At 59.6% G+C, this 24450-nt stretch carries 19 protein-coding genes and 1 tRNA gene; 15 read left to right on the top strand and 5 right to left on the bottom strand.

The genetic code is table 11. The features are described from left to right. Nucleotides 1-100: 100 nt before the first annotated feature. Together AB8C10_RS05635 and adhP are read left to right on the top strand one after the other, a co-directional pair. Nucleotides 101-1483 carry a phosphoenolpyruvate synthase gene (locus AB8C10_RS05635; RefSeq protein WP_368867118.1) on the top strand — a complete coding sequence of 461 codons (1383 nt, stop codon included), beginning with the start codon at nucleotides 101-103 and terminating at the stop codon, nucleotides 1481-1483. A 401-nt stretch (nucleotides 1484-1884) separates the two neighbouring features. Continuing rightward, on the top strand, nucleotides 1885-2925 hold the full coding sequence (gene adhP / locus AB8C10_RS05630; protein WP_083313506.1) for an alcohol dehydrogenase AdhP: 1041 nt from the start codon (nucleotides 1885-1887) through the stop codon (nucleotides 2923-2925). 932 nt (nucleotides 2926-3857) lie between these two features. Here adhP and AB8C10_RS05625 read toward each other — a convergent pair. Further along, complete coding sequence (locus tag AB8C10_RS05625; protein ID WP_368867117.1) at nucleotides 3858-5723, bottom strand: GH25 family lysozyme; 1866 nt, start codon at nucleotides 5721-5723, stop codon at nucleotides 3858-3860. A 623-nt stretch (nucleotides 5724-6346) separates the two neighbouring features. Continuing rightward, a complete protein-coding gene (locus AB8C10_RS05620) occupies nucleotides 6347-6919 on the bottom strand; it encodes a flavodoxin domain-containing protein (RefSeq protein ID WP_049354549.1) in 573 nt (190 codons plus the stop codon). 512 nt (nucleotides 6920-7431) lie between these two features. Here AB8C10_RS05620 and pyk point away from each other — a divergent pair. Then, nucleotides 7432-8895, top strand: a complete 1464-nt coding sequence (gene pyk, locus AB8C10_RS05615; protein WP_368867116.1) for a pyruvate kinase — start codon at nucleotides 7432-7434, stop codon at nucleotides 8893-8895. 242 nt (nucleotides 8896-9137) lie between these two features. Here pyk and AB8C10_RS05610 read toward each other — a convergent pair. Next, nucleotides 9138-9220, bottom strand: a tRNA-Leu gene (locus AB8C10_RS05610). Nucleotides 9221-9534: 314 nt separating this feature from the next. Between AB8C10_RS05610 and ffh the strand changes: the two genes are divergently transcribed. From ffh to AB8C10_RS05570, 8 genes are all read left to right on the top strand, one after another. Next, nucleotides 9535-11112 (top strand): signal recognition particle protein, encoded by a 1578-nt coding sequence (gene ffh / locus AB8C10_RS05605; RefSeq protein ID WP_049349072.1) that lies wholly within the window; start codon nucleotides 9535-9537, stop codon nucleotides 11110-11112. A gap of 115 nt (nucleotides 11113-11227) precedes the next feature. Further along, on the top strand, nucleotides 11228-14017 hold the full coding sequence (locus AB8C10_RS05600; protein ID WP_368867115.1) for a hypothetical protein: 2790 nt from the start codon (nucleotides 11228-11230) through the stop codon (nucleotides 14015-14017). Nucleotides 14018-14029: 12 nt separating this feature from the next. Next, nucleotides 14030-14515 carry an NUDIX domain-containing protein gene (locus AB8C10_RS05595; protein WP_303955298.1) on the top strand — a complete coding sequence of 162 codons (486 nt, stop codon included), beginning with the start codon at nucleotides 14030-14032 and terminating at the stop codon, nucleotides 14513-14515. A 259-nt stretch (nucleotides 14516-14774) separates the two neighbouring features. After that, entirely contained in the window at nucleotides 14775-15197 is a 423-nt protein-coding gene (rpsP, locus tag AB8C10_RS05590; RefSeq protein WP_049358453.1) for a 30S ribosomal protein S16, read from the top strand. A gap of 2 nt (nucleotides 15198-15199) precedes the next feature. Then, entirely contained in the window at nucleotides 15200-15445 is a 246-nt protein-coding gene (locus AB8C10_RS05585; RefSeq protein WP_005505691.1) for an RNA-binding protein, read from the top strand. Nucleotides 15446-15709: 264 nt separating this feature from the next. Continuing rightward, the gene (rimM, locus tag AB8C10_RS05580; protein ID WP_296548469.1) at nucleotides 15710-16372 is read left to right on the top strand and encodes a ribosome maturation factor RimM; all 663 of its coding nucleotides are present in this window, start codon (nucleotides 15710-15712) and stop codon (nucleotides 16370-16372) included. 3 nt (nucleotides 16373-16375) lie between these two features. Then, nucleotides 16376-17278, top strand: a complete 903-nt coding sequence (gene trmD, locus AB8C10_RS05575) for a tRNA (guanosine(37)-N1)-methyltransferase TrmD (protein ID WP_368867114.1) — start codon at nucleotides 16376-16378, stop codon at nucleotides 17276-17278. A gap of 209 nt (nucleotides 17279-17487) precedes the next feature. Further along, a complete protein-coding gene (locus AB8C10_RS05570) occupies nucleotides 17488-17775 on the top strand; it encodes an antibiotic biosynthesis monooxygenase family protein (protein ID WP_012903365.1) in 288 nt (95 codons plus the stop codon). A 671-nt stretch (nucleotides 17776-18446) separates the two neighbouring features. Here the strand turns inward: AB8C10_RS05570 and AB8C10_RS05565 are convergent. Further along, nucleotides 18447-18863, bottom strand: a complete 417-nt coding sequence (locus tag AB8C10_RS05565; RefSeq protein WP_368867113.1) for an MmcQ/YjbR family DNA-binding protein — start codon at nucleotides 18861-18863, stop codon at nucleotides 18447-18449. A 93-nt stretch (nucleotides 18864-18956) separates the two neighbouring features. On the opposite strand from AB8C10_RS05565, the gene ettA reads away from it, so the two are divergent. Next, on the top strand, nucleotides 18957-20636 hold the full coding sequence (gene ettA, locus AB8C10_RS05560) for an energy-dependent translational throttle protein EttA (RefSeq protein WP_311469426.1): 1680 nt from the start codon (nucleotides 18957-18959) through the stop codon (nucleotides 20634-20636). Between the two features lie 229 nt (nucleotides 20637-20865). Beyond that, the gene (locus tag AB8C10_RS05555; RefSeq protein ID WP_368867112.1) at nucleotides 20866-21441 is read left to right on the top strand and encodes an HdeD family acid-resistance protein; all 576 of its coding nucleotides are present in this window, start codon (nucleotides 20866-20868) and stop codon (nucleotides 21439-21441) included. 106 nt (nucleotides 21442-21547) lie between these two features. Here the strand turns inward: AB8C10_RS05555 and AB8C10_RS05550 are convergent, their stop codons facing one another. Further along, on the bottom strand, nucleotides 21548-22456 hold the full coding sequence (locus AB8C10_RS05550) for an acyl-CoA thioesterase (RefSeq protein WP_368867111.1): 909 nt from the start codon (nucleotides 22454-22456) through the stop codon (nucleotides 21548-21550). 204 nt (nucleotides 22457-22660) lie between these two features. Here AB8C10_RS05550 and AB8C10_RS05545 point away from each other — a divergent pair, with 204 nt between their 5' ends. Both AB8C10_RS05545 and AB8C10_RS05540 read left to right on the top strand, forming a co-directional pair. Next, entirely contained in the window at nucleotides 22661-23524 is an 864-nt protein-coding gene (locus tag AB8C10_RS05545) for a transcriptional regulator (protein ID WP_368867110.1), read from the top strand. A gap of 274 nt (nucleotides 23525-23798) precedes the next feature. Further along, nucleotides 23799-24404 (top strand): phosphatase domain-containing protein, encoded by a 606-nt coding sequence (locus AB8C10_RS05540; protein ID WP_368867109.1) that lies wholly within the window; start codon nucleotides 23799-23801, stop codon nucleotides 24402-24404. Nucleotides 24405-24450: the final 46 nt, after the last annotated feature.

Here is a 24450-nt window from a genome sequence, read left to right as displayed (position 1 = left end):
GCGTAAGGGGCATGAGGCTCCGCGTAAGGAGTATGAGGCTCTTTGAGTGCCCGTCGCGTCTGCGTTTAGAAACACCCACTCAACGTACAGGATTTTTATCGTGAGCTCTTCTGCCGGCGATTCTTTGCGCCCCGTTTCTCCTTCTTCTCGCCCTGGTCTGTCTCGCCGCCGCCTGGTGGCTGGTGCGGCGTGGGCTGCCCCGGTTGTTGTGGCGTCGTCGGTGATTCCGGCGTATGCGGCTTCTGATGAGGAAGGCGAGTGCACCGGACCTTACGAGGATTCGACGATGGTCACTGCCGGTGACGGCGTGAAGAAGGTTGCCGTGCTGACGGTTCCTCCGGGTGCTAAGCGTATGCGTTTTGTGGCTGTGGGCGGTGCTGGCGGCACGAACTACACTGTGGCTGATGCCGGTTCCGGCGCCATGGTTGAGGGCTCGATGGCTGTGCGCGGCGGCCAGACTATTACTCTGACCGCCGGTTCGGGCGGTATCGGTAATGGTGAGCTGAAGCCCGCTGAGGGCGGCGACGGCTACGGTGTGGGCGGCTCCTCGAAGGCTTCTTCGCCGGTTCCCGCGAACGTTGTTTCTGCGATTAATGATTTGACCCGCATTTCTGGTGGTGTGACCGGTCGCGGCGGCATGAGCGCTGTGCTGTATTCGGCGTCCGGCGGTGGTTCGTCCGCTATTGAGGTGGATGGCGTGCCGATGATTGTTGCCGGTGGTGGCGGCGGTGCTGGCGTTCTGGCGTCGTATGCGACGGTTCTGCCGAACCCCGCGAATGCGGGTGCTGTGCGCCCGACCGCGCACTATTCGCTTGATAGCTCCGGTGGCGAGCACCAGTTCAGCACCGGTGGCGGCGCGGGTTCCGGTGACGGCGACGGTTCGCCCGGTTTTGTTGGTTTCACCTCGTATGAGGCGCAGTCCGAGCCGATTCTGACGGTGAACCCGGGTTCGGGCGCTGCCGGCGGTGTGGGTGGTGCTGGCGGCGAGAAGCTGAACCCGCCGACCACCGATGGTTCGGTGATTGGTTTTTCGAGCACCTCCACCCAGAAGCTGGTGAGCACTGCGACTGCCGGTGCGGCGGGTGCGAGCGGTTTCCGTGCGAAGGGCGCCGATGGTGTGGCGAGCTATTCGTACCAGTGGGATCAGACCCCGGAGGGTACCGATAACCGCCCGTCGAACGCTGGCGAGCTGTTTAACGGCTACCAGTCGGTGGTTTCTGGAGGCGGTGGCGCCGGTTATGGTGGCGGCGGCTCGGGTGCTGCGTTGAGCGTTTCGGCTCGTGTGGTGTCGCAGAAGTGGAATAATGATGCGGCTCGTGCCCGCTACGCGGTGGGTTCGGTGCAGTTGGCTGGTGGTGGTGCTGGCGGCGGTACGTTCATGGATACTACGGTGCGTGTGACGGATCTGGGTTGGGCGTTGAACGCTCCGAATGGTCCGGGTGAGCGTGGCGCCGGCTATATTGAGGTTGCTTTCTGCTTCTAGGCGGCGGCTGGAATCCACCGTGAATTGTATAGGTGCAGATTGAACCCTTTCTTTAGGGTGGTATGCGCCTCAAACTTAATATTTAAATTTTTTCTGAATGCCTCCCAGACCGCTTGTTTGGGAGGCATTCTCATCTTCTGTGTTGTTTCGTCATAGCGTCATATCAACCTTTGGCGGTTTAGCGCATTGGTCGGAATAGACCTTATCGAAAGATCATCCTTGCTCGTGAGAACGCCTCTATCTAACCCCTCTGTCATATTCGGGGAAGGTCCTTTAGATTGGCGGCTCATCATTTTACGGTGGAAATGTAAAGAATACACGCGCCCACCCCGCTAGGTTGCACAGCGCAGATTGCAGATTGCGGCTTGAGCGCGGCCACCGATGACTAAGGAGTTTAGGTCATGTGCAAGGAAACCATGAAGGCTGTTGTTGTCCCTGAGAAGGTTGACGGTTCGGTTGTTGTCCGTGAGGTTCCCGTTCCGGCTGTCGGTTACGGCCAGGCGCTCGTGAAGATTGAGTACTCGGGCGTGTGCCACACTGACCTGCACGTGGCTTCCGGCGATTTCGGTGAGGTTCCGGGTCGTATTCTGGGTCACGAGGGCATCGGCCGTGTCGTCAAGGTCGGCGAGGGTGTTGAGTCCCTGAAGGAAGGCGACCGCGTATCGGTGGCTTGGTTCTTCGAGGGTTGCGGCCACTGTGAGTACTGCACCTCGGGTCGTGAGACCCTGTGCCGTTCTGTGAAGAACGCAGGCTACTCGGTTGACGGCGGCATGAGCGAGTACACCCTGGTGACCGCTGACTACGCTGTGAAGGTTCCGGAGGGTCTGGACCCGGCACAGGCTAGCTCCATTACCTGCGCTGGTGTGACCACTTACAAGGCAATCAAGGAGTCGCTGGTTCGCCCGGGTCAGTGGCTGGTTGCTTACGGTGCTGGCGGTCTGGGTAACCTGGCTGTTCAGTACGCTAAGAAGGTCTTCGGCGCTAAGGTTATCGCCGTTGACATCAACGATGACAAGCTGGCTCTGGCTCGTGAGACCGGCGCTGACCACGTCATCAACGGCCGTGAGGTTGAGGATGTTCCGGCTCGTATTCGCGAGCTGACCGGCGGCGGCGCTCACGCTGCCGTGGTGACCGCAGTGTCGAAGGTTGCGTTCAACCAGGCTGTTGAGTCGGTTCGCGCGGGCGGTTCCGTGGTCGCTGTTGGTCTGCCCTCGGAGATGATGGAGCTGTCCATTGTGAAGATTATTCTGGACGGCATCCGCGTGGTGGGCTCCCTGGTGGGTACCCGTCAGGATTTGGCGGAGGCATTCCAGTTCGGTGCTGACGGCATCGTGGTTCCGGTGGTTCAGCTGCGTGAGGTTGACGAGGCACCGGCTGTCTTCGAGGAAATGGCGGCGGGTAAGATTACCGGCCGTATGGTTCTGGACTTCGCTAGCCTCTAAGCTAGCGGATGGGTCGAGGCGCCCGGCGGGGCTTCAAGGTCTCACTCGTGAGGTCCTGCCGGTAGCTTCGATGGTTATAGCGCCTAAGGCGCATCCCGTGTGGCGGGGGAGTAGGGGTACTCTTTCTGCTGTGCATACGACGCGGGGTGCGCCTTAGTGTTTTTAACGCGGCGTTTTAGGGTTCCGAGTTTTGAGAGCCGTTATCGTGAGGAGCTGAAAACCTCTGTGAGTACTAGGCACCTAAACGTAATATACGCGGGAATTTATTTTTGAAAATATCGGGGAATATCTCAAAATTTTCACAAAATTAGTTCAATATAGCATTTTGTTTGACATCTATAGGCCTCAAAATGCATACTTGTATTGTAAACATTCAACCACTGGTTGAAGCGTAATATTTGCCGAAGAGATAGGTTTCGAACGCCCCTGCACCTACCCTAGATGTAACGGGATATGACGTGTGAAGGTTTCGGCCCTCCTAGATATCGATTCCTTCTCCCAGAACGCCATACCCGGGTGAATTTCAGCATCTTCGTACCGTGCCGTTATTCACCGTTGAGTCCTTAATTCCGGCCAGGCGCCCCTCTAGACACCTTCGGATTGAGGTCTCACCAACGATTAGTGTGGGCCCCACGGACATAGTCAATGGGGACTATGTCCGCCACACTAATCCGGGGCTTTTAGGACACTGCATGACTTCGTGGTGGTTCGCCCGCCACACTATAAATTTACCTGCCGGCACGGGTAACATAGCCGGGTTCTCTACTCACTCGGTAACCCACCCGCTGCAGAACGCATCTTGATTTTTGTGTTGTTCAGAAGATGCTTCCTGTAGCAAAAGAACGAGGGGCACCTCTGCCAGGTGCCCCTCGTTTTTATATGCGCGTTGCAGTGTTTATTAGCTGCCGCGCCGTTGAGTAAATGCCACGCTCTTAGTAGATACCGCGCCGCGCGGTCCAGCGGATCGTGCCACGCTCAAAGTCCATGTAGTACACGCCGTTCGCGTAGGACTCGTCGCCGCGTGCCGCACCGTAGCGAGCGGTATTCTTCTCCCAGTGCTTGAAGATTGCGCCGTTACCGTTGGTCTCGTACGCACCGTACGCATCCGACCAGAGCAGTACCTTGCCGGAGGCGAATCGCACCTGAGCACCCGTGGAGGTGGCGGTTTCATCGGTCACCGGTGCACCCCAGGTGCCGCGGTGCTGCAGGAAACGGTGGTAGAACGCGCCGCCGGTGTGCAGGCGGTGGGTGCCGGTCTGTGCGGACCACACGTAGGTGGTGCTGCCGGTGAATTCCTGCTTGATGATGCCGTTGCCCAGATTCTGCTCGTCAGTGGTAGGCACGCCCCTCATGCCAGCTGCACGCCAGGTCGCGTAGATGGAGCCGCGCTCATTGATGATGTGGGTGCCGTACGCGTTGGACCAGTAGCCACCCTCACCGTTGGCGAAGGAGACCGCGATGGTGTCGGAGCGGGTTTCCTCGTCGGTGGTCAGGCCGCGGAATCGTGCCACGTCCGAGCGGAACTTATAATCCAGGCCGCCGTTGGTGACCAGCCAGTGCGAACCGTGAGAGTTCGTCCAGTAGATGGTCTTGCCGTTGGTGAACTTCTGCGCATACACGCCGTGACCCAGAGAGTACTCGGTGCCAATCGGGTTGCCGTAGAAGGAACGATTCTTATTCCAGAAGTTACCGATGCCGGTGCGAATATCAATGGAACCGGTCGCGGTGGTCACCACATTCGAATCCTGACCGTTCGACCAGTTGCGGTGCACCGCGTTGGGGTTCTTTGCCAGAACCTTCAGATCGTTCACGGTGCCGGGGAAGAAGTTCGAGTCACCCACGAACGGGCCCGAAGCGGAGAACTGCCAAATGTCGTAGCCGCTCCAACCTGCGGGAATTGCGCCCACAACGGTCGAGTAGCTTGCCAGGTGCAGCGGCAGAGTGCCGAACTGCTTCGAGCCCACGCACTGTGACCACCAGGAGGTTGCGGTGTACACCATCGGGGCGCGTCCGGTCAGCGAACGGTAGGTGTCCACGAAATCGCGGGTCCAGGCGGTCAGCTGCGCCGGGGTCATGTTGTAGCAGGTGTTGCCGTAGGCGGGGTAGGGGTTGAACTCAATGTCCAGCAGACCCGGCAGGGTCTGGCCGTCAGCAGTCCACGCGCCACCATTCTGCACAAAGTAGCGTGCCTGATCGGCACCTGAGGAGGTGCGGGGGTTCGCGAAGTGGTAGGCGCCGCGCACCATGCCGACCTGCGCCGAGCCGTTGTACTGCTGAGCGAAGTAGGGGTTGGTGTAGTAGGCACCCTCGGTTGCCTTCACGTAGGCGAAGCGGGAACCTGCGGCGTAGGCGCTCGCCCAATTCACGTTCTGCTGGTGCGAGGAGACGTCCATGCCGAGGGTACCGCCGGTGGGGGTCCACGCGGAGCGGCCCTGCGCTAGGTGCTGGCCCGCCGCCAGGCCCTGCGCGGAGCTCTGGGTCGCAGAGATGCCGCTCAGAGTTGCGGTCGAGGCGGGGGAGGTTGCGCCGGTGCGTGCGTTCGCGGTGCCCAATCGTTCGCGTTCACCCGCACCCATAGCGGGGTTGGAGCGTTCGACGAGGGAGGCATCCGGGGCGGGAGCGTAGGTGAGCTCCTCGTACGATGCGTTGGTGTTGACCTGTGCCGATGCGCTCGCGCTGGGAGCGGCGAAGGCTGCGGGAACGGAGGTGAGGGAGGCGGCGACGAGGGAGAGTGCACCTGCGGACGCCATGATGGAGCGGGCTGCCGCGGAGCGCGCGGCAGTCTGGAGTTTCTTCATAGTTTTGCCTGTATTTGAGAGGTGGATGTGTCGATGTAGCCTTGTGTGTTCGGGCTTACGAGCGAATATGTGGGTAGTTGACTATTGGGGTATATCAACTGTTGTTGTGTCAACCGGTGGACACAGCTAACAGCCTACGGTATTTGCACTGCTGTGCGCAATGTTTTGGGGACGCCTTTCTGGTGGCATATTTTTCACGGAGTGCACAGCAAATTGGCGTCTTTGGGGGACCTGTTTAGTTTTGCGGCTTGTCGGTGCATTTATGGGCTTGAATTTTTGCGAAGAATTTTAGGCGCGCGACACGCCGGGGCGTTGAGAATTTCACTCTGTGGACTGCTCTGTCGGAGGCTACGCTGCCGAGGCTTTGGCTTGCGGGTATAAGGAAAGGGGTGGGCCGCACACACAAAGACCCACCCCTCATGTTCCGGGTACTGTATTTGGCGCGGCCTCGCACCGGTACCCGGAGTTTCATGGTCGATGCAGGAGAGATGAAGAGTCATCGACCACGTATATGGTGCCTGTCGGCACGTTTTTCTCGACTCTTCCCGCCCGCTCTTTCAGGTTCTGGTGTCCGGCTGAAAGAGCGGGTGGGAAGAGGCGAAAGCTTATGTTTCCCGAAGGGCTTAGAGGAACTTGGCGATGTCCTCGATCAGCGGCTTGAGGGTCTCGCGATCGATGTACTCAGCCTTGCCGGTCTTGTAGCATTCGAGCATCTGCTGAATACCTTCGTTCGGGTGCGGGTTTGCCATGAGCCATGCGCGCACGGGACCCTTCAGGGCGGTCTTGTGAGCCAGTGAAATCTTGTCGAAGTCGATGCCGCCACGCAGGTGGTAGACGGGGCGACCTTCGGTCAGTTCGGGGGTGTAGCTCTTGGCGACGGCCTTGTCGAGCAGCTTCTTCGAGTACTCACCGGTGAAGGAGACGGTGAAGAATGCGGTGCGGTTCTTCTTGGGTGCAATGATCGGCAGAATCTTCTTGCGAAGAGCCGGTGCGCCGTTGAGGAATCCACCGTAGTCGCTGCCGGCGATCACGAAGGCGTCGAATGCCTCTGCCTGCTCGGGGGTGACCTTGGAGGCGGGGACAGTCTCAACTTCGGGAGCCTGCGGGAGTGCACGCAGATCTTCTGCCAGCCAGGTGGCGTACTGTTCGGTGTAGCCGTAGGTGGAGCCGAAGATAATCAGCACGCGAGTAGTCATCTGTGAACCTTCCAGATATATTTCGCATTTCAAATACTAATTATGGGTTCCAATATAGGCTAGGCGCGCGAAAATGTGAAATCGCCTAGCTCTTGGAGCCCTATCTATCTTCTCATAGCCCACTCTGAGTGTCTCTATGTTTTTGAAATACGATCGAATGTTCTCGAGTGTGACTAAATATTGCGCAGCAAGGGGTTTATATGGGTAAAAAGCACCCTAATTTACTTTCCGGGCGAGGTGGGGGTGGAAGCCGGCTTCTCGTGGTGTGCTCGACGGGGGAGAGGTGATGTTCAAAATGCGACGTGAAACACAATTTCTTCGATGGAAAGAGTTGGGAGAAACATACCCAAGAGGGCGTAAAACCCCTATAATTGAGAAAGAGTCCCACGCATCCGGCATGTGGTTACCTGTTAGAACGCGTGGGAATAATTGGGAATTTGACGTTAGTCTTCCCCGGAAAATCAGTGTGAACCCTCAGTGGTCGCACAAAACAACACACAAAGGTTAGGTACATGAGGCGCGCAAAAATCGTTGCAACCATCGGTCCGGCAATCGAGTCCCCCGAGAAGATCTCCGAGGCAATCAAGGCTGGCCTGAACGTCGCCCGTCTGAACATGAGCCACGGTGACCACGCCGAGCACCAGGCACGCTACGACACCATCCGTGAACAGTCTGCAAAGCTTGGTAAGGACGTTGCGATCCTCGCCGACCTGCAGGGCCCCAAGATTCGCCTCGAGCGTTTCGCAAACGGCAAGGAATACCTTGAGCCCGGCGCAGACTTCACCATCACCTCCGAAGACGTTGAAGGTACCGCAGAAATCTGTGGCACCACCTACAAGGGCCTACCCGGCGACGTAAAGCTCGGCGACAAGCTCCTGCTCGACGACGGTAAGATTCGCCTCGAAGCTATTGAGGTAACCCCCACCCGCGTTCGCACCCGCGTGGTCGTCGGCGGCCCCATCTCCAACAACAAGGGCATCAACCTGCCCGGCGCAGCAGTCTCCCTGCCCGCGCTGACCGAGAAGGACGCGAACGACCTGCGCTTCGCACTGAAGATGGGTGCAGACATCATTGCGCTCTCCTTCGTCCGTACCGGTGCAGACGTTGACCCCGTCCACAAGATCATGGAAGAAGAGGGTATCCGCGTACCCGTCATCGCCAAGATCGAGAAGCCCCAGGCTGTTGAGAACCTGCAGGACATCATCGACAAGTTCGACGGCATCATGGTTGCTCGTGGTGACCTCGGCGTTGAGCTGCCCTTCTCCGAGGTTCCCCTCGTCCAGAAGAAGGCAATCGACATGGCACGCCGCTGGGCAAAGCCCGTCATCGTGGCAACCCAGGTGCTCGAGTCCATGACCGACAACCCCGTCCCCACCCGTGCAGAGGTTTCTGACTGCGCTAACGCAATCCTCGACGGCGCAGACGCAGTTATGCTCTCCGGTGAGACCTCGGTCGGTAAGTACCCGATTCTGACCCTGCAGGCTATGGCTGCAATCGTCAAGGACACCGAAAAGGGCGGCCTGTACCGCGTGCCCGAACTGGACCGCAAGCCCCGCACCCGCGGCGGCGCAATCACCCGCGCAGCAGTGAACATTGCCGACCAGCTGGACGCAAAGCTCATCGTAACCTTCACCCAGTCCGGTGACTCCGCACGTCGTCTGGCACGTCTGCGTCCCGAGACCCCGATTGTCGCGTTCACCACCAGCTCGAAGGTTCGTTCCTTCCTGTCCATGCTGTGGGGTGTTGAAGCTGAGCAGGTTGAGATGATTACTGATCAGGAAGCTATCTTCACCTTCGTGGATGAGTACCTGCTCAAGAATGGTCTGGCAGAAGCTGGCGACCTGGTCGTCGTTGCTGCCGGTGCTCCCGCAGGCCGGGCAGGTACCACCAACATGGTTCAGGTACACCGCGTCTACGGTGCTGAGGGTGAGCGTGAGGCTCTGCGTCCTTACGAGGAGAACGAGGTCAAGCGCTAAGCCGCTCACCGATCTTTTCGATGCGTAGCGGAGGGTAATACTCAGGCTACGCTCGGTATATAGAACCGCCGCCCGGTCGTGAATTCTCACGGTCGGGCGGCGGTTTCTTGCGTCTCGATCTGTCTCTATCTATCTCTAGTGTTGCCGCATCTGATGCGCGGATGGGCGTAGAACCTGGAATGCATAGGGTAGATATGCAAAAAGCGGCGGGAAAGCTTCAAACTTTCCCGCCGCTTTTGCGTTGGTGCCCGAGGTGGGACTCGAACCCACACTCCGAAGAACCTGATTTTGAGTCAGGCGCGTCTGCCAATTCCGCCACTCGGGCGTATCACGCATTCGTGCGTAACACCTTTAGAATTCTAACCCAGGCTGTCTAGAAAATCTAATCTATCTGACGTGTTGGGAGCGCTGCGGTGGGGCGGGGAGCGTGTGCTGAAAGCTTCCGTCGGGCTCCCGGTGCGCCTCGACTGGAGACGCCCTGCGGCATAAATCCTGAGCTCAGGGTGAACCGGCGCCACTTATCCACAGGTGGAGGCGGGGGAGAAAGCGCGCATCCTGTATCCTTAAAGACTGACTAACCATCCCCGTTCGCCTTCGCGGCTGGGGGCCACCTCAACGTTAAGAAAGTGATCACGGCTCGTGTTCAATTCTCTCTCCGACCGCTTGACGGCAACTTTTAAGAACCTGCGCGGCAAGGGCCGCCTCTCCGAGGCAGACATTGATGCAACCGTCCGCGAAATCCGCCGCGCCCTGCTCGACGCTGACGTCGCCGTCCCCGTGGTCCGCGAATTTACCGCCCACGTGAAGGAACGCGCTCTTGGTGCGGAGGTTTCCGAGGCGCTGAACCCCTCCCAGCAGATCGTGAAGATCGTGAACGAGGAGCTGGTGAGCATCCTCGGTGGTTCGACCCGCCGCATCAACATGGCGAAGAGCGGCCCGACCATCATCATGCTGGCGGGTCTGCAGGGTGCCGGTAAGACCACCCTGGCGGGCAAGCTGGCTCACTGGCTGAAGGGCCAGGGCCACACCCCCATGCTGATTGCATCCGACCTGCAGCGCCCCAACGCGGTGACCCAGCTGAAGGTCGTTGGTGAGCGTGCGGGCGTGCCCGTGTACGCGCCGCACCCCGGTGTGACCAGCGAGTTTGACGTACCCACCGGTGACCCCGTGCAGGTGGCTCGTGACGGTGTGGCTGAGGCGCGCGCTAAGCTGCACGACGTGGTCATTGTCGATACCGCGGGTCGTCTGGGTGTTGACGCCGAGCTCATGCAGCAGGCACGCGATATTCGTGACGCGATTGAGCCGCACGAAGTTCTGTTCGTCATCGACGCGATGATTGGTCAGGATGCCGTGAACACCGCCAACGCCTTCAACGAGGGCGTGGACTTCACCGGTGTGGTCCTGTCCAAGCTGGATGGTGACGCCCGCGGTGGTGCGGCGCTGTCGGTGGCTTCGGTGACCGGCAAGCCGATTATGTTCGCGTCCACCGGTGAGAACGTCACTGACTTTGAGCAGTTCCACCCGGACCGTATGGCAAGCCGCATCCTGGATATGGGTGACATCCTGACTCTGATTGAGCAGGCTGAAGCTCAGTGGGATAAGGCTGAAGCCGACCGCATGGCGAAGAAGTTCATCGATCAGGAAGACTTCACTTTTGAGGACTTCCTGGCTCAGATGCAGCAGATTCGTAAGCTTGGTTCCATGAAGAAGCTGCTCATGATGATGCCCGGCGCGGCTCAGATGCGCCAGCAGCTTGAGGCTTTTGACGAGCGCGAGATTGACCGCGTGGAGGCGATTGTTCGCTCCATGACCCCGCACGAGCGTGTGGCTCCGCGCATCATTAACGGTTCTCGCCGTGCCCGTATCGCTAAGGGTGCGGGTGTGACCGTGTCTGAGGTGAACCAGCTGATGGAGCGTTTCGCTCAGGCTCAGAAGATGATGAAGAAGCTCGCTTCGGGCAAGATGCCCGGCATGCCCGGCGGTATGCAGATGCCCGGTATGGCGGCTGCGGCGGGTGGCGCTCGTAAGAACGCGAAGAACAACAAGAAGAAGAAGGCTCGCTCCGGCAACCCGCAGAAGCGTGCGGCTCAGGAGGCGGCAGCAGCTAAGGCGCAGCAGGCACGCGCCGGTGCTGCGTTCGGTCAGCAGGCTCAGAACCAGGAGATGGATCTGTCCAGCATGAACCTGCCGAAGGGCTTCGAGAAGTTCCTGCAGTAAGAGCAAATATGAGCCCCGCAAGGGGTGGTACGGGTGCGCACGTGGTTACGGGGCGCACCCGTACCGGTATGGTGCCCGGTTTGGGTGCATGAATGGGTGTGAAGGGAAGGTATCAATGGCTCAGAACGAGCAGAATTGGGATCGAGAGAACACAGATGATCAGCTGAATGAGCAGGTCACGCCGTGGTCTCAGCGCGCCTTCGCTGATGATTCTGTAGAGGAACCTGCTACTGAATCTGCTGCCGAGTCTGCAGATGAACTTGCAGATAACTTCGCGGGCGACCTTGAGGGTGACTTCGCGGGTGACCTCGATGATGACTCGAGCATCCTTCCCGGGTACACCCCCGTCTGGGCGCGCATCGCCCTCGAGTACGGTGAGCATTCCGCCGAGCTGGCGGGTGACCTGGTCTACTCGAGTGAGAGCGACGACCCCGCCGTTGACGATGTTGCCGCAACCATTCTGAACCTCATTCGTGAAGCCCGCAGCATGCACGATGAGGTGAAGGCAGAAGACCCCGATACGCAGCGCGCCTGGAACGACCGCACGAAGGTTGACCGCCTCGCCGCCGCCCTGGAGAGCGAAGAGTGGACCGTCGATAAGCTCACCGACATGTGGGAGGATGCCCCCGCACCCGCCGGCACCGGTGAGTCGGATAGCCCCGAGTACCTGCGCGCCCAGGATGAGGAGCGCACCGCCGAGAAGCAGCGTAATGAGCGCATCGAGCAGACCATGGAGCTGGAGGAGAAGATTCAGCGCCGCCGCATCATGGCTCGCTCCACCACCGATGAGGAGCTGATTGCCGCGCTCATTGAGGCGACCGCCGCCTCCCCGGAGCTGATTGCTTACGAGATGGGCGAGCATCAGGTGCAGCTCTACGTGCTCTGCGCCGTGGATGATGAGGGTTACATGAACGTGCTGGAGGTCGCTGACGGTCACCTGCACGTGGGTACTCCCGTTGAGGATTACGTGGCGCAGCTGGTGGAGCAGCTTCCGGTCACTGGTGCCGCCCTGGAGGGTGAGGCGACCGTGTGGGAGGAGCTACCCAATGGACAGGGCGAGCTGGAGTTCCTGGTGGACGGCGACGCCGCAATGCTCGTTGACCTGCCCATTGACATGATTACCGGGCTTCTTTTGGCGTACCTTCCTGCCGGTACTCGGCAGGTTGTTGCCGCACCGGCGGGGGAGTGGACCCTCATTTCTGCCGACCCGGTGGACCTGATGGCTCTGCTGGGCCTGCTGAACTGCAACGCCCTGATTGCTGAGGGCAACGCGAACCAGCAGCACCTGGTGGTGTACGAGGAGCCCGCCCGCGAACCCTACTCGGATGAGGAGTGGTACCTGGAGGCGTTCGGTGAACCCTACGAGAATATCGTGGAGGAGTTCACCTGGCAGCGTGTGCCTAAGCGCCTGAACCGTGCCCTCAGCCGCGAGGAAGTCGCACGCTTTGGCGGCGTGCTGGAGGATTTGCTCTCGGAGCTTCCCGGTAGCGCCCCGGAGCTTTCGGGCTCGAAGATTTTCGGTTCCGATGAGGACGAAATTGAGCAGGGCATCGCTAATGTTATGGCGATGTTTGGCGTGGAAGCTGATTCCATTACCGGCCGCCGCCTGAACGCGTACCTGCGCGATACGAGCAACACCCTGGCGCTGGAGTCGGTGCTGCAGCTACTGGACGTTCCTACCGAGCTGGCGCTGGTTCCGACCACCGGTTTTGATGTGGCATCGATTAGCACCGCGCGCGTCTTCGGCAACGAGGACGAGGGCTTCGCGCAGCCTGCCGGTTCTGCTGAGCCTGCTGAGTCTGAAGCTACTGATGCGCAGGCATCTGAAGCTGTGGACGTTATCTTCCCCCTGGATGACTCGGTTGCCGAGGCGCTTGCCCCTGACCATGAGGCGGCTGAGCTCGGTGATGCAGAGGCCGATTCCTTCGAGGACGACGAGGAAATCGAGCCCTACCCGGGCGGCTACACCTCGCCCCTGGAGCGTAGCTACCGCCTGGTGGCTACCGGTCGCCGCGTGACCCTCGCCGAGTGGATGGACGCCATTAGTGAAGGTCATATTCCCTTCGAGTACACTCACATGTCTTTCCCGGAAGACGCTGAGGAAGAAGACTTCCTGGACTCTGAGGCGTTTGACGACTTCGAGGGCCACTACGAGCAGGACCGCGATTTCGATAAGGACGACGCGCAGCCTACGGGTGGCAGGAATTTCACCCCGGAGGAAGAAGAAGCTGTTCTTGCCCATTTGAGGGCCGCCCTCGCACCGTACTCCAGCCAGTCTTCCGCAACGCAGGCTGAGGCGACCTCGGCTGATGCCGCGGCGGGCGACGAACCTGCGCCGAATGCATCGCAGGATACCAAGCATCAGGCACCGGTATCCCAGAGCCCCGCACCGCAGAGTTCATCCACTCAGGGCCCCGCTCCGCGTTCGCGCCGCAAGCGCCTGACTCCGGAGCAGATTCGTGCGAAGACCCGTCGTGTGGGTCTTGTCCTGGGCGCGGATGTGACGGCTCAGAGCGCTATTGCCCTGACCCTGGCGAATGTGGCGCGCCGCCGCCGCGCGCGGGGTAAGGCGAGCCGCAAGTTCTCGGTGGCTGCCGCGCTCTTTGCGCTGAACGCTACGGTCGAGTCGGCTCTGATTCCGACGGTTCTGCGTTCTTTCGAGCAGACCCAGTTGAAGAAGCATGCCCGCCCGGTTGCGGATGCTGAGCTGGTGCATCCGGGTGACACTGCAGGTGAGCAGCCCCCGACCAAGCGCACTCTCATTGATGACCTACGTGAAGGCCACTACCGCACGGTGGAGGATGCCGCCCCGTCCACGGAGCAGGCACCCTCTGGACTGCGTGAGCGTGCCCTGGGTATAGTGCGTAGCATCAGGCAGCGTGCTGCGAAGAAAACCGACCGCTAAAGGAAAGAAGCCATGAAGGATTCCTATCTGAGCGATGAAGAGCTGAAGGCTTTTATCGCCACCCTCCCCACGCGCCGTTTGGCGGCGGGCGCGCTGATTCGTAATGAGCGCGGCGAGATGCTGCTGGTGAAGCCGAACTATAAGGACGGCTGGATTCTTCCCGGCGGCACCGTGGAGGCGGGCGAGGCGCCCAAGCCCGGTTGCGAGCGCGAGATTGTGGAGGAGCTGGGCCTGGACCTGAAGTTGGGCCGTGTGCTGCTGATTTTCCACGGCCTGTCGCTGGGCGTGTGGGGCGATTCGACCTACTACATGTATGACGGCGGCGTGATTGCGGCGGATACGAAGATTACCCTGCAGGATGCTGAGCTGGTGACCTATGAGTGGGTTGCTCCGGAGAACCTGGAAGGCTACGTGCGTCCGTCGATGGTGGAGCGTCTGCGTGAGTGCTACCGCGCCCTGGAGACGGGGGAGACTCTGGAGATGAGCAACCTCGACTAGCGGCGGCTACAGGGCGGTTGCGCAGGGGGCTACTGGGCACAGAACGCTGTTTAAAAGTGATGTTCGGTGCCTGTGGCAATTATTTTTCCGTGTCGCTAGCTTAAAATCTCGGGCTCTGATACCCTAGCTGAGTACCCGGCGACGCGCGACCCCTCTCTTCGCGCGCCGTTGTGTCCATAGAGGCGCCGTGAATGGCCCGCCCCACGGGTGCTGAACCGCGTGCCTCGCACCAAATTATGAAACAGGAGTAACCACTAAAGTGGCTGTTAAGATTCGTCTCAAGCGTATGGGTAAGATCCGCGATCCTCGTTACCGCGTTGTGGTCGCTGATTCGCGCGTTAAGCGCGACGGTAAGACCATCGAAGAGATCGGTATTTACCACCCGACCGAGCACCCCTCGCGTATCGAGATTAACTCTGAGCGTGCTCAGTACTGGCTCTCCGTCGGCGCACAGCCGACCGAGCAGGTTCTGGCTCTGCTGAAGCTCTCGGGCGACTGGGCTGCATTCAAGGGCGAGAAGGCAGAGTCCAAGGTTCTGCCCGTCGAGGCTAAGGCTGAGTTCGTTGTTCCCGAAAAGGGTTCCGTGATCCTGCCCGAGGCTATCACCCCCAAGGCTGAGAAGGCTGAAGAGGCTGCTGAGGAAGCAGCACCCGAGGCTGAGGCTGAGGAAGCAGCTGAGTAATTATGTTGGCTGACGCACTCGAACACCTGGTTCGAGGGATTGTCGATCGTCCGGAGGACGTGAAGGTGCGCCTGCGCACTCAGCGTCACCGTGAAACCCTTGAGGTTCGCGTGCATCCGGATGACCTGGGCCGAGTGATCGGCAGGTCTGGTCGTACCGCCAAGAGCATCCGTCTGGTGATGGACGCTATTTCTGATGGCGAGCCGATGCGTATCGACATTATCGACACCGACAAAAAGCGACGCTAGCTCGTAAACGCTTGAAGCCCCCGCTCCCGGAATTTTTCCGGAAGGCGGGGGCTTTCGCGTACCCGCTTTCTCGGTCTGAGTTATCTGCGTGAGTTCTTGGCGTGAGTTATCAGCAAAGTTATCTGTGCGAGCGCTCGCGCCGGTCACCGCGGAGGAGAGGTGGCGAGACTGCAGAATGCGCCCGCCCTAAGTGCCCGGTAGAATAGTGGGAGCCGTGCACGTGCGCGGCGTAGGTTTTTAGCTTGTATCCAGCGGAGGAAAATTATGCAGGTTGTGGTGGCTCGTATCGGTAAGCCTCACGGTATTCGTGGTGAGGTGACGGTTCAGCTCTTTACTGATGCCCCGCAGGAGCGTTTTGCCCGCGGTGAGGTGCTCGGTATCGAGAATTTCAAGCCCGGCTCTGCTGCCGCTTCGGTGGCGCCTACCGGTGAGCTGACGGTTGCCGGTGCCCGCTGGAACAAGAAGATTCTGGTGGTCCGTTTTGATGAGGTGACTACCCGCAACCAGGCTGAGGAGCTGCGCGGCAGCCGCCTGGTCTACGAGGTTCCCGAGGATGAGGGCGATGAAGAGGGCTTCTACGAGCAGGAGCTGGTGAACCTGCCCGTGTACCTGCTCGCTGATGTGCCCGAGGGGGAGAGCCCCGTGGATAACCCGGCTGTGGGCAAGCCGCTGGGTAAGGTAACCGGTCTGCAGACCATGCCGGTTCAGGATTTGCTGCTGATTAAGCTGGCTCGTTCGCCGCGTCTTGCCTCCGGCGCGGGTGAAGAGATCATGATTCCTTTTGTTGAGGAGATTGTGCCCGAGGTGGTTCCCTCGACCGAGGATGAGCCCGGCTTTGTGCTGCTGACCCCTCCGGCGGGTTTGATTGACCTGGTCGAGGACGCTGGGCAGGATTCTGCGCAGGCGACCGAGCAGGCGGGGGAGTAGTCCGTGCGCTACGATGTGGTCACGATTTTCCCCGAGTACCTGGAGCCGCTGAAGCTGTCCCTGCTGGGTAAGGCTCGCGAGAAGGGTCTGGTGGATCTGCACCTGCACGATCTGCGTGAGTACACGTTTGACCGTCACCGCACGGTGGATGACACCCCGTATGGCGGTGGCGCGGGCATGGTGATGAAGGCGGAGCCGTGGGGTTTGGCTCTGGATGAGGTGCTTGCCGCCTCCCCTCTGAATGCTTCCGAAGACTCTACTGAAGGTGCTGGGCCCGCCGCTGATACTCGCCCGCTGCTGATTGTCCCGTCCCCGGCGGGTGCCGTTTTCGATCAGGCGATGGCGTACGAGCTGGCGGAGGAGAAGCATATTGTCTTCGCTCCGGCGCGCTACGAGGGCATTGACGAGCGTGTGCTGGACTGGGCGCAGGAGAGCTTCCGCGTGATGCCCGTGTCCCTGGGCGACTACGTGCTTTACGGTGGTGAGGTCGCGGTCATGGCAATGATTGAGGCGATCACCCGCCTGATTCCCGGCGCGATGGGCAACCCCGCCTCCCTGGAGGAGGAGTCCCATACGGGTGGCCTGCTGGAGTACCCGGTGTACACGAAGCCCGCCGTGTGGCGTGACCGTGAGGTGCCGGAGGTGCTGCTGTCGGGTAATCACGGTGCGATTGCGCGTTGGCGTCGTGACCGTCAGATTGAGCGCACCCTGGAGCGCCGCCCGGACCTGCTGGAGGCGTACCCGGTGGAGCAGTGGGATAAGAAGGACCGCCGCTTCTTGGCTGAGCGCGGGGTGCATTTTGCGAACCCGGCGAAGGCGGCTCAGAAGAAGGCAAAGAAGAGCCCCGCACCGCAGGCTGATAGTGCGACTCAGACAGATACAGCCCAGCCCGAGGCAAATTCCTAGGGGCCGAACAAGCGCTCGCGAGCGCCTCGTAAACCTCTGGATGGGGGTTAGCGTCATATAATTGTTAGTTGGCGCTGACCCCTATTTTTTGTGCCCGCGAACCGTTATTCTGAGGGTAACCTCGCTAAGAACATAGCCTACCTATAGGTGGTGCGAGGTGGTAATACGCTTTCATCGTTGAAAGCACGTACTCAACAGAAGGAGGACACATGTCCGTTGTTAAGGTTCACCGTCTTGCTGTCGTTGGCGACAACCAGGCTGAGCTGGAGAAGCGCTTCGCTGCTGCCCGCCACATTGCTGACTCTTTCCCCGGCTTTGAGGGTTTTGAGCTGTGGCGCCCCCTGGATGAGGGCGGCGACTACTTTGTGGTGACCCGCTGGGTTGATGAGGCAAGCCACGATGCGTACGCGGCAGCTCGTCGTGAGCGTGACCCGAACACTGTTGTCTCGCACGCTGATGGCACCATGAGCTTCGAGAAGGTGGAATTCGACGACTAACATCTGTGTTTGTCTGCGTCTGACCGGATTTATGGCTGAAGCCCATGTGAGATGAAGAATTTATCTCATATAGTGAGGGGTCGCGCTAACTTTTCTGAATATTGCTTTAAGTGGGTATTAGCCCATGTGGAGGCGATATAAGGGAGGGTCGGCGCGGCCCCTCCTTGATTTTTCGGGGCATAAAATCTGTAGGTATTTCGTGGTGATTGGATATGTGGGTTCGGCGCTATAAAACACCTGAATTGTGGTCAATAAATGCCCTCTATATCCTTCAATCCGAAAGTGACACTTTAATGCAAAAAGGTTATTATTGTTCCCGAGAGCACACTTCGTCCGTGCCGGTAGTTCGGGCGAGGACAGCGATCCCCTCTCGGCTACATCGCATGAGACAGCCGAGTCACTCAAGGGAATATTCAGCGCACCCGTGTGAGTACCTCCTCTGCATAGGAAGGTCTGGCAGGGGAGCCGACTCAACTATCACGTATTCACACAAGTGGTGCATGGTACTGGACCCCGCAATATATGGGATGGGAGCTTGGTGGTTCGAGCGTTCATCGTGGTTGATGACCCTCCCAGCCGCGGATAGAAAAGTGCTTTGCTTAGCGGGTGAGCAACTCGGTGGTCCGGACCGAAGCTCACCCGCTCCGCTATTTAAAAGATTCCTTCAGACCCTAATGCTTTTCGGGTACCGGGCGCTCGCGGAACTCGATGGGCCGCTTCGCCTTGGGCAGCGAGTACATGACGCGCAGGTACGCATCCTCGACTAGTTCCTCCAGAACCTGCTCGGTGACACCCTCGCCGGCTCCCGCAGAAATCCAGTGCCGCTTATTCATGTGCCATGCCGGAATGATGCTCGGGTAGATGCGCTGCAGCACCTCGGATTCTTCCGGGTCGGTTTTGAGGTTCACGATGGGGTAGCCGATACCCTCCGTGTACATGGCGAACATCTTGCCGCCCACCCGGTACACCGTGTGCTCGGGCCCGAACGGCTGGTCGGAGGTTGCCAGCGGCATGGCGAGCGCGAGGCGGTACAGGGTCTGCTCCAAGTCCTCGGGCCGTAGAAGCTTAGGGGAGGGGTTTGTACTCATAGCTTCGAGTCTAGTGCCCCGCACGGTACCCCGCCTAGCACGCAACCAAAAACTCTCGTACTGCCCGGCAAATCCACGCTAAAATAGGTAACTATGGCTGAATTTATTTATCAGATGATCAAGGCCCGCAAGACTGTGGGCGACAAGGTCATCCTTAACGACGTGACGATGTCATTCTTCCCCGGCGCCAAGATTGGTATGGTTGGTCCGAATGGTGCGGGTAAGTCGACCATCCTGAAGATTATGGCTGGCCTCGACCAGCCGTCCAACGGTGAGGCACGCCTGACCCCCGGTTACACCGTGGGTATCCTCATGCAGGAGCCGCCGCTGAACGAAGAGAAGACCGTTCTGGGCAACGTTGAAGAGGGCGTGGGCGAGATTAAGTCCAAGCTGGACCGCTTCAACGAAATCTCCGCTCTGATGGCTGAGCCCGACGCTGACTTTGACGCCCTCATGGAAGAAATGGGTCAGCTGCAGGAAGCTATCGACGCCGCTAACGCATGGGACCTCGACTCCCAGCTGGAGCAGGCTATGGAGGCGCTGCGCTGCCCGCCCGCTGACATGCCCGTCACCCACCTCTCCGGTGGTGAGCGCCGCCGCGTGGCACTGTGCAAGCTGCTGCTGCAGAAGCCTGACCTGCTGCTGCTCGACGAGCCCACCAACCACCTGGACGCAGAGTCCGTGCTCTGGCTGGAGCAGCACCTGCAGTCCTACGAGGGTGCTGTCATCGCGATTACCCACGACCGTTACTTCCTCGACCACGTGGCAGAATGGATCGCTGAGGTTGACCGCGGTAACCTGTACCCCTACGAGGGTAACTACTCCACCTACCTGGAGAAGAAGCGCTCCCGCCTTGAGGTTCAGGGCAAGAAGGACGCTAAGCTCGCTAAGCGCCTGAGCGAGGAACTGGACTGGGTCCGCTCCAACGCTAAGGGCCGCCAGGCTAAGTCGAAGGCTCGTCTGGCACGCTACGAGGAAATGGCTGCGGAGGCTGAGAAGACCCGCAAGCTTGACTTCGAAGAGATTCAGATTCCTCCGGGACCCCGCCTGGGTAACGTGGTTATTGAGGCTGAGAATCTGCAGAAGGGCTTCGACGGCCGCTCCCTGATTAACGGTCTGTCCTTCTCCCTGCCCCGTAACGGCATCGTGGGTGTGATTGGTCCTAACGGTGTGGGTAAGTCCACCCTGTTCAAGACCATCGTTGGCCTGGAGCCCCTCGACGGCGGCAACCTGAAGGTCGGCGAGACCGTGAAGATTTCGTACGTTGACCAGAACCGTTCCAACATTGACCCGGAGAAGAGCCTCTGGGAGGTCGTCTCTGACGGTCTGGACTACATCCAGGTCGGCAACGTTGAAATGCCTTCGCGTGCGTACGTGTCCGCGTTCGGCTTCAAGGGCCCGGACCAGCAGAAGAAGGCGGGTGTGCTCTCCGGTGGTGAGCGTAACCGTCTGAACCTGGCGCTGACCCTCAAGCAGGGCGGTAACCTGCTGCTGCTCGATGAGCCCACTAACGACCTGGACGTTGAGACCCTCGCATCCCTGGAAAATGCGCTGTTGGAATTCCCCGGCTGTGCAGTGGTCGTCTCTCACGACCGTTGGTTCCTGGACCGCGTGGCAACCCACATCCTGGCGTGGGAGGGCACCGATGAGAACCCGGATCAGTGGTACTGGTTCGAGGGTAACTTCGAGTCCTACGAGAAGAACAAGATTGAGCGCCTCGGCCCTGAGGCTGCTAAGCCGCACCGCGTGGTGCACCGTAAGCTGACCCGCTAGGGTTGATTCGGTAGCGAGCCCCGCCTCCTGCGCTGTTGTGAAGCGTGGGGAGGCGGGGCTTTGCTGTGCCTGCTGGACGCTGTGTGCGCTGGGGAGGGGTGTGTGTTCACCGGTAGAAATAGTTCGCTCAGTGGCGACCGATATATCGTGGCGGACTTCATATTTACGGTTTATAATGGGTATGTGCGTAAGTACAACTGACACATGTGATTACGAAGAGAAGAGCATTATGCTTTCAAAATATAACTGGATGTCCTTGGTTACCGGTCTGTTGCTGATTGCAGCGGCAATCTACATGTTCGCCAATCCCGCTATTCCGCTGGTAGTTCTGGGTTATGTGTTCTCCATTTCGGTGTGGCTTGGTGGCGTGTTTGAACTGGTACGTTACTTCGGCACGCCAAAGCAGGCACGTACCGGCTGGGACCTGGTTGACGGCATCTTGACCGTGGTGGCTGGCCTGATTCTGCTGACTGCCTCGGTGGGTGCACAGGCAACCTTCATCCCGACCATTGTGGGTACGTGGATGATTATGTGGGCGCTGATTCGTCTGATGACTGCCCAGGCCATGAAATACCTGAGCTACGCCGCCGGACGCCACCTGCAGCTCTCTGCTATTGGTACCCTTATTCTGGGCTTGCTCGTGGTGCTGTTCCCGATAATCTTCGGCGTGGCGGCAGTATGGATGGCAGCACTGGGTCTTCTGGTGACCGGTCTGGTATTCGTGGGTGACTTCTTTGTTTCCCGCCGCACCAAGAGCACCGTGCACATTTCCCCGGACGGTGTGATTGACGGCGAAGCTAAATAAGAGCTTCCTAACGGCTTCTAGACCGTACACTAGAACATAAGAAGGACCGTGTGAGACAACCACCTCACACGGTCTTTCTGTATGCTCTAACGTTTGTATCGGAACTTTAGCGGTATTCCGGCAGGCGGAACATCATTTCCTGCGCCACAGTCGCCACCAGCTCACCGGAACGATTGAAAATCGAACCCTGCGCGAGCATCCTGCCACCCTGCGCGCTCGGGGAATCCAGCACGTACAGCAGCCACTCATCGGCACGCGCCGAACGGTGGAACCACATCGCGTGATCCAGCGAGGCGCTCTTGAGGCCCGGCTCCAGCCAGAACTTGCCGTGACGGCGCAGCGCGGGCTCCAGGGGCAGGTAATCCGAAGCGTAAGCAATAGCGGCGCGGTGCTCCGCCTCCGACGCCTCAGAACCATCAGCGTGTACCAGACGGTCAAAGGTCTTGAACCACACGCAGGCACGCGGCTCCGTCGAGGAGGAATCCGGCTGAGTGTACAGGGGAGCATCCACGTGGCGCATATCAATCGGACGCTCCCACGCCACCGCCTGCGCAATCGGATGCGGTAGCTCGCCCAGGTAGTCGCTGACCTTCGGCAGGGACTCGGGGCCCGGAACCTCCGGCATGGTCACCGCGGTGTGCTCGGGGCCGCGGCTCTCAGCCTGGAAAGACATAATCGCCGAGAACATGGGTGCCTCATCCTGGAACACCTGCACGCGGCGGGTCGAGAAGGAGCGGCTATCGTTCAGGCGCTGAGTGGCGAAGAACAGTTCACGCTCAATATCGCCGGGGCGCAGAAAATAGGCGTGAATCGAGTGGATGTCCTTGCCCTCCACCGTGCGGTCGGCGGCAATAATCGACTGGGCGAGAACCTGACCACCGAAAGTGCGCGGCTGCTCGCGGGTGAGCGTCACACCGGTAGACACTTCATCGCTACCGAAGGAGGCGGGCGCCGCCTCCACGGGGGAGAGGTCCAGCATCCGCATGAGGTTTTGGGTCACAGTGGGCTTGGTCATGGTTTTATTCTCGCACGTTTTCAATGAACCGGTTTCTGGCGTAGAGTGGGAGAGCATACTCTGAGACAACCACGACAGGTTGATTCGGAACATTGACTAGGAACGATGACCCGGATTGTCGATCCGGAACGTCTGCCTAACACACCATCGCAGATATCACCCACCCCTTGCCACCGAGCAGGCTAACGCCGAAAAGGAGCAGAAATGACTACGCCGTCTGAAACCACCCCTGACAATACCCCCGTGCAGGAGAACGCTCCCGACCAGAACAGCGCACCGAACGCGGCGGCACCCATTGAACTCAAGTACAACCCCCACGAAGGCGTGGAGGAACCCTTCCTGATTCTGCCCGGCGGCGCGCAGGGTGCCGCAGTGGTGAAGGACCTTGCCACCTACATTTCTCGCGCCCTGGCGGTCAACCCGGACGCCGCTATCCGCCTGACCGCGCGCGGCCGCGTGGTGGCGGTATTCGCCTGCTCCCTGGAACCGGAGGACGCCTCCTCGAACACCCCGGTCATTATGGGTCTGCGTGCCCTGCACCTGCTGGCTGATTCCACCCTGGACATGACCGTTCAGGCGCAGGCACTGCTGGACCGCTTGGCGCGTCTGCAGAAGCAGGCAGAAGAGCAGGCTAACGAGGAGAACCCGCAGCTGGTGCTGTTCATGCCTCCGGTGACCGTCAACGCTAGCTGGGCGGGTAAGTCCGCCCCGATCAGCGGCTGGTACGAGGTCGGCACCGTCCCGGTCGAAGAGTTCCACCGCGCCACCGCAGAGGGCCTGGAGGCGGTAGAGCGCGCCCTGCCCGAGAACCCCGGCGCCGCGGTGCTTTCTACGGTGCGCTCGCGTATTTGGTCCTCCGATATGGTGCTGGAGTACCTGCCCGAGTTCGATACCGTGCTTGTGCCGACCGGTGCGGCATTCGCCCTGCGCGTGTTCGGTTTCATCCCGGAGGGCTTCACCGGGGATCTGCCGCTGTTTGCCGCGAACGTAGGTTCGGATGAGTGGCTGCGTATTGTGGCACCCGCCGGCATGGTGCTGGTGCGCCGCGGATCCGGTGCGCTGCTCTAACTCTCTCCTTGAGACAGTTTTAGTCTTTTGACGCTGGTGGTGTGGGCTCTTAGCCTACGCCACCAGCGTTCTTATGCTGCATGACATCAACGGGGTGGTTGTAATAATGACATTCGATAGGACATTACTTTACGCAAATAAGGTATTCTAAAAAGACTACGCCCTTCACCGGGGCGTCTATGACACACCGATTTACCAGCCACACCGCACGGGAATCTTCCGCCGCGCCCTCACCAGGCGCATTCTTCCCGTACGGATCGAAAGTGAGACCTTTATGGATCTGATTGCAGTCGACATTGACGGCACCCTTGCCAGTAACCGAGATCAGATGGACAAGTACCTGACCGGTTTCTTCGCCAGCAACCGCCGATTCTTCAAGGCTATCCGCAACGCCACGGTCAATGTTGAAGTTGCCGACCGTGTTCGCGAAATCGCGGCAGAAACCGGCGCAGAGGTCGTAGTGATTACCGGCCGAGACGGCACCTACATGAAGGAGCTGAACCAGTTCATCACCCGCGCTGGTCTGGAACCCAAGCACGTATTTGCTAAGCCCGGCAACGATGGCTCCAATAGCCCCGCATGGAAGGACTCCATCCTTGAGTCCCTGATTGCTGACGGCAACCGCATTATCCACGCTTTTGAAGACACCGACCATGAGGTGTACCTGCGCCGCGGTATTCCCGTGACCTTGGTTGCCCCGATTCGTGACTACATTGGCGAATGGCACTACGAGGCAATCGACATTGACCCGGTTGCTTGGGCTGCTGAACAGCGCGAGAAGGAAGCTGCTCGTGAGCGTCAGAAGCGTCGCCTTGCGGAGGGCGTGCTGGCACACCAGAAGGCTGAGGCGAAGGAACGCCGAGCAGGCATCGCGGCATAAAACCCGCACACTAACTGTAGAGCTGCGGTGGGTAACCCACTCAAAC

Source organism: Rothia mucilaginosa (assembly GCF_964210535.1).
Lineage (GTDB): Bacteria > Actinomycetota > Actinomycetes > Actinomycetales > Micrococcaceae > Rothia > Rothia mucilaginosa_F.
This window is presented reverse-complemented; position numbering and strand designations above follow the sequence as displayed.